4 protein-coding genes and 1 pseudogene are annotated in these 5294 nt (G+C 63.1%); 2 read left to right on the top strand and 3 right to left on the bottom strand.

Translation table 11 applies throughout. The features are described 5' to 3' along the window. Nucleotides 1–313: 313 nt before the first annotated feature. Nucleotides 314–465, top strand: a pseudogene (locus tag ACZ6CZ_RS37540) (IS5/IS1182 family transposase); the annotation flags it as partial. A gap of 350 nt (nt 466–815) precedes the next feature. Here the strand turns inward: ACZ6CZ_RS37540 and ACZ6CZ_RS37535 are convergent. Genes ACZ6CZ_RS37535 through ACZ6CZ_RS37525 form a run of 3 tightly spaced genes read right to left on the bottom strand, consistent with a single transcriptional unit; the run spans nt 816 to nt 3793 of the window. Then, nucleotides 816–1877: a methyltransferase gene (locus tag ACZ6CZ_RS37535; protein ID WP_469030506.1), complete on the bottom strand. Its 1062-nt coding sequence runs from the start codon at nt 1875–1877 to the stop codon at nt 816–818. A gap of 3 nt (nt 1878–1880) precedes the next feature. Next, nucleotides 1881–2999, bottom strand: coding sequence for an aminotransferase class V-fold PLP-dependent enzyme (locus ACZ6CZ_RS37530; RefSeq protein ID WP_469030504.1), 1119 nt, complete (start codon nt 2997–2999; stop codon nt 1881–1883). After that, nucleotides 2996–3793, bottom strand: a complete 798-nt coding sequence (locus ACZ6CZ_RS37525; RefSeq protein WP_469030502.1) for a tryptophan 2,3-dioxygenase family protein — start codon at nt 3791–3793, stop codon at nt 2996–2998. The genes ACZ6CZ_RS37530 and ACZ6CZ_RS37525 overlap by 4 nt, the downstream gene beginning before the upstream one ends. 484 nt (nt 3794–4277) lie before the next feature. Here ACZ6CZ_RS37525 and ACZ6CZ_RS37520 point away from each other — a divergent pair, with 484 nt between their 5' ends. After that, nucleotides 4278–5165 (top strand): ATP-grasp domain-containing protein, encoded by an 888-nt coding sequence (locus ACZ6CZ_RS37520; RefSeq protein WP_469030499.1) that lies wholly within the window; start codon nt 4278–4280, stop codon nt 5163–5165. Nucleotides 5166–5294 lie beyond the last annotated feature (129 nt).

The raw sequence follows: 5294 nt of genomic DNA, 5'->3' as shown, positions 1-5294 counted from the left end.
CGACCCCCGCAACTACCTGGCCTTTCTCGGCCTCGCCGCCGCCCTCTGCTGTTACAAGCGACTTCTCCGCCTCACCACGTAGGACACGGTCTAAGGGTCCGGCGTCGCTGCCGCTGCTGAGCGATCATCGAAGGTGCGGCCGCAGAGCGATGAGACTCAAGACACGCGTGGGCTCAGCGACTCCGCGATCTTCACGACCCGTCCGAAACAATCCAACTCCACGCACCCCGCCTCGAGCCCAACGAGCCAACCGAACTTACGGGAAAATCAGTACAGGGTGTTGCGCGAAGTCGTGACCCAGCCTCTCCGTTGTATGGCTGGGGTGTTGTGGGCCGAGCGGGCGTGGGTGGAGACGTTCACCGGTCTGCGGATAAATCAGTGCGGTCGGTTGCTGAGGGCAGCGGGGGAACGCCGCGGCCAAGGGTGCGGCTGGGCCGTCCGTGGCGGTTGCCGCTGGCCGAGCGGGCGCCACCGCCCTCGTGATCTCCGGATGCGGACGCCGTTCTCGAACAAGTCGACTGTCCGAACACGACGCGCCTCCGACAACTGAGCTCTGCCAGAGAGGGGACTGATCGGTGATGGCTGGGTCCGTAGGAGCTGGGTTCTGCTGCAGCCGGAGGGCAGTCAACGTCAGGAAGCCCCTCACCCCTCTGTGTGGTTGCTGAAGAAGCTCAACTGAAGCCGCAACAAGAGAGGAAGGGAGGAGTCACATCCGAAGGAGAAGGTTGAGAGGCCACGCCGGCAGCCTCCCACCCACACGGCCACCACACCCACCGAACCCACGGAAAGATCAAGTAGTGGGGCGGCGGCCGGCCTCAGACAGCGAGCAGAGGGCAAGAGCCGTGCGCATCAGGTTTCCGCGCGCTGAGGATTTCGAATTCTCCCGGCCATACTCGAAATTGCTCGAACCCTTCCGCTCCCAGCAGAGCGCGGTAGTGCTCGATCGAGTACAACCGGCTGGTGCAGTCGTCCGTGCCCATCAAAAAGTAGGACCAGAACAGCTGATCGGCCAGCCGGTCGCGGTTGCGGAACTCCTCACAAATGATTAGCAGTCCTCCTGGCGGCAGGGCACGGTATGCCTTGCGGACGAGTTCCCGTGCTTCAGGCACCGGCCAGTCATGCAGCACCCGGACGAGGGACAAGGAGTCATATCCGTCAGGTAGCTCCTCGGCGAGGAAATCTCCACCAACGAATCCCAAGCGATCTTTGTCAGCACATGTCTCCCGTGTCGCCTCGACCAGGGGGGCCGCTGCAGGGAGGTTGAAGACGTCTACATAGAGCCCGGGCCTGTGCTCGATAAGGGCGCGGGCGAGGGTACCATCCCCGCCGCCCACGTCCAGCAGCCGGCCTGGACGGGGCCAGATTTGCTCGGCGTGCACCACAAAGGACTTAGCCATGTGTCGCATACCGACCGCCATACTCTGCTCGAACTCGGCCAGTGCCGACGCGTCGCAGGGCGGCCAGCTGAACTGCTCGGGTTCGTAGGACACTTCTCCGCGCAGAACTGCCTCAAGCCTTCCCTGCAAGTGGCGCCACGGGTATTGGTCCCTGTTCTCGTACTGTGATCCGGGGCCGAATACTGCCAGGACCGCCTCTGTCATCCCCGGGACCACGTGGTACGTGAGCACCCCGTCATCACCTGGTGTGGTGTGCCAGACAACTCCGGCGCTTTCTAAGCACTCCATGAACTTATGGAGCCTGCCTGGCAGGACCCCGGTGCGGTCGCTGATCTCGTCGAAGGTGCGAGGGCTGGCGTCGAGGTCTTGCAGGACCCGCAGGTAGAGTGCAGTCCGAAAGACGTCCGAAAGCTTTTCCCCGTTCGCGAGGAGGTTAAGGAAGGCGCGCTGGCCGAAGCACACGGAGTTGCCGTCATCCACCACTTAAACCAGCTCCGCCACGGCATCCATGAACGCATCCACTTCGTCGAAGGTGTTGTAAAAATGTGGGGCTACCCGCAACGAGCCCCGCCAGCTGCAAACAAAGCCGCGAGTAGCCAGGTTCTTAACGGCCTGCTCATCGCCGGGGAAGGAGAGCGCCACGATCCCAGCGCGCCGGTGATCGGCACGCGGTGTGAGCAAGCCGAGCCCGAGTTCCGCGGCACGATCGATGATCTTGCGGGTACACGCGAGGGAATGCGCGCGAATGGACTCGATGCCGATGCTTGTGATCATGTCCATCCCGATGCGGGACATGAGAGGGCCCAGGGCGAGAGGCGTCCCGGAGCGCAGGACGTGGGCACGTTGCGCCGATCCAGCCGGTGATCCGGCACCGAGGCCCTGGCCACCTGCTAGCCAGCCGGTGGCGGCGGGCCGCAGGTGGGCCGCAATGTCTGGGCGGACGTAGGCGAACGCTGTGCTGGCCCCGCAGAGCCACTTGTGGGCGCCACCCAGTAGGAAATCGACTCCCAGATCCTCGACATCCACGGGCACGGTTCCCACGCTCTGGTATGCGTCGACGGCCAGCAGAGCTCCCGCCTCGCGGGCCCGAGCGGAGATCCGCTTCAGATCAAGCAGCGCTCCGGTGTGGTAGGCCGCGTGGGTCACGCAGACGAGTCGGGTCCGTTCATCGATGGCCTCGATGAGGGCGTCCTCGTCAGCCGCGGGCCCCTCACCTCCCGCTTGGAGGAGCCGCGCGCCGTAGCGGCCGAATCCGCGCCAAATTGCGGGTACTGTGGGGAATTCGAGAGCTGTGGTGACCACGGTGTCGCGGTCGCCGGCGAAATCGAAGGCTGACGCGATGCGCCCCAGGAGGTTGCTGACGCTGATATCCGTGACAACGGATCCCGGCGGTGCCCCGATGAACAGGGCGACCGCGTCCGCGTACGCGTCGATCGCAGTAAACCAGTCCTCCCACACCTCGTCGCGCCACTGCCCGAGGGTGCGCCAGTACTCCTCCAGTACCTGTTGCACACCCGCTGGAACGGCGCCGGTGGAGTTGCTATTGAGGTACACGCCCGTATTCAGTACGGGAAAGTGTCGCCGGGCCTCGTATGGCTTCACGCCGCGGCCTCGGATCGTGTCTCCCCCGGCGCGTACCCACCCGGGCGCTGCCAGGCCGCGGTCAGCCCTTCACGCGCTTTCCATAACTGGGAGAAGAGGGGTTGAGTCATGCGCGCGGGAAGAATGGTGGTGGGCATGCCGTCGAGCGCGGCCGTGTCGCGGCCGATGCCAATGGTCCGGCGTACGAGCATGTAGTGGCGGATCAGCCATGACTGCGCCGACTCGTCCACATCCAAGAGTTGTTCGAGAACACGCTTAACGGCGGCGTGGGCGTTCACGTCGATGTAGACGCTAACCGGATTAAGTCCCTTGCGCTCGAGAAGACGATCCACCGCTTGGGAAAGATAGGAGGCGGCCAGCATAAATCGGTTGTACCCCGGAGACTCCTGGCCGCTGCCGTTGCCGAGATTACGCCGGATCACCAAGAAGGCGTCCGGAGTTAGCGTCTCCAGTACGGTCAGTTCGCGGGTCAGGCAACCGACGATGCGCACCAGGCGCTCGAGTGATGCGGAGGCCTGCCACAGGTCATCACGGTCGAGGCTGTCTAGCACCGCGGTCATCTCGTGGGTGGCCAGCTTCAGCCACAGCTCCTGGGCCTGATGCACCATTTGGAACATGAGTTCGTCATGGGAGCAGAGCGAGCACTCCTCGAGCTGAAGGTCGAGGAGCTCGGGAGTCCGCACGTACAACTCATAGTCCAGACTGCCGTCACCCACATTCTTCTTGATGATCCTGTTATAGAGGGGGCCCTTTAAATTTTCCTTCAGTTCTTGCGCAGCGGAATGCATTCCCATTGAGGTCATAAGAGATCCAAAAGTAGGTGGGTTGGATTCTATATTGCAGGCAGGACGTAAATAATTTGTCCCTGAGCGATCCTAGCCGTCCGGCACCGGACGACATGAGTAATCGGCACACAAGTGGCACGCATGACTTCGATCTTGACGGTGTCGGAGTCGGCGTCTACACGGAGACGCAGAGACAGACTGTTTGTAAGCAGTTCGTGCCGGCGCGGGCTCCAGTACGTCAATGACGAGTGCTCCAATGAGTACGGAAGTTGATCTGGCTCCACCAGGGCTACGGGCACATCGGTGGCGTCTCACCGCCGGGTCGCATGAAGCTGCCGCCCATCGGCTGGCTGACGGTGCGTTTGCGTGTCCGTCTGACGCCCGACGGGATGAAGCAATCAGTACTCAGGCGGCATAGTCGGAGCGCGACTACGCTGCGATTGGCCACCCCATGGACTGGACAGGTCTGTCGGGCTAACGTCAGGAGAATCACGTGGACGCTGTCAGGATCGCGGTCGTAACGAGCGAGGCTGGCATGCTCTGGGACACGGATCTGCAGCTGATCGTGAAGGGGTTGCGCGAGAGCGGATCGATGGCCGAAGCAGTGCCGTGGGATACGGAGGCCGTGGCGTGGGACAGGTTCGATTTGGCCGTCATCCGGTCAACTTGGGACTATGCGGAACGAGTCGGCGAGTATCTGGCATGGGCTGATACGACGGCTCGTCTCACACGTCTGTGGAATCCGGCGTCGGTAGTGCGCTGGAGCAGCGATAAACGCTATCTGCTGGACCTCGCAGAGCAGGGCATCGCTGTCGTGCCCACGCGCTTCATCGAACCGGGCAGCCAGTACAGCGAGGAAGACTTCCGCGCGGTCGGCGGGGTGGTAGTCAAGCCCGCCATATCCGCGGGTGCAGTCGACACCGCACGCTACGAGCCCGGCCGGCACGCCGATGCCGAGAAGCATGCCCGGACTCTGCTGGACCAGGGCCGCGTCGTGATGGTCCAGCCCTATCTGCATCTGGTGCAAGAGGGGGAACGCGCCCTGGTCTTCGTCTCAGGCACGTTCAGCCACGCGATCCGAAAAGGACCCGTACTGACCGAGCCCGGGGTGATCGACAACGACCGGGTACCGCACCCCGACATAACCCCATATGTGCCGTCAGCCGAAGAGCTCGACACTGCGCTGGCAGCACTGGCAGCTGTCCCGTCACCGGGGTCCCCGCTGTTCGCCAGGGTGGATCTGGCCCTCGATGACAACAGGAAGCCTGTGGTCATGGAGCTGGAGCTGATCGAGCCGAATCTGTTTCTCAAAGACTATCCGCGAGGCTTGGAGCGTCTCATCAACGCTGTGATCGCCAAGGCTCGAGGAGCTACGTTGTAGCCTCGGCCGTTCCACGCCTCCCATCCCGAGGGACCTAGTGCTGTGACCGGGAACGTTTGCCGGGTTGCTCGTTGTGCTGGTCGGATGTGACGACTTCGACTGGCATGGGGAGGTGGGATGGCGTTACCG

This window comes from Streptomyces sp. NPDC041135 (assembly GCF_055592085.1).
This window is presented reverse-complemented; position numbering and strand designations above follow the sequence as displayed.

Bases quoted from the DNA above. Each gene is read 5' to 3' on its own strand.
- ACZ6CZ_RS37525 (WP_469030502.1), bottom strand. From the start codon at position 3,793: ATGGGAATGCATTCCGCTGCGCAAGAACTGAAGGAAAATTTAAAGGGC.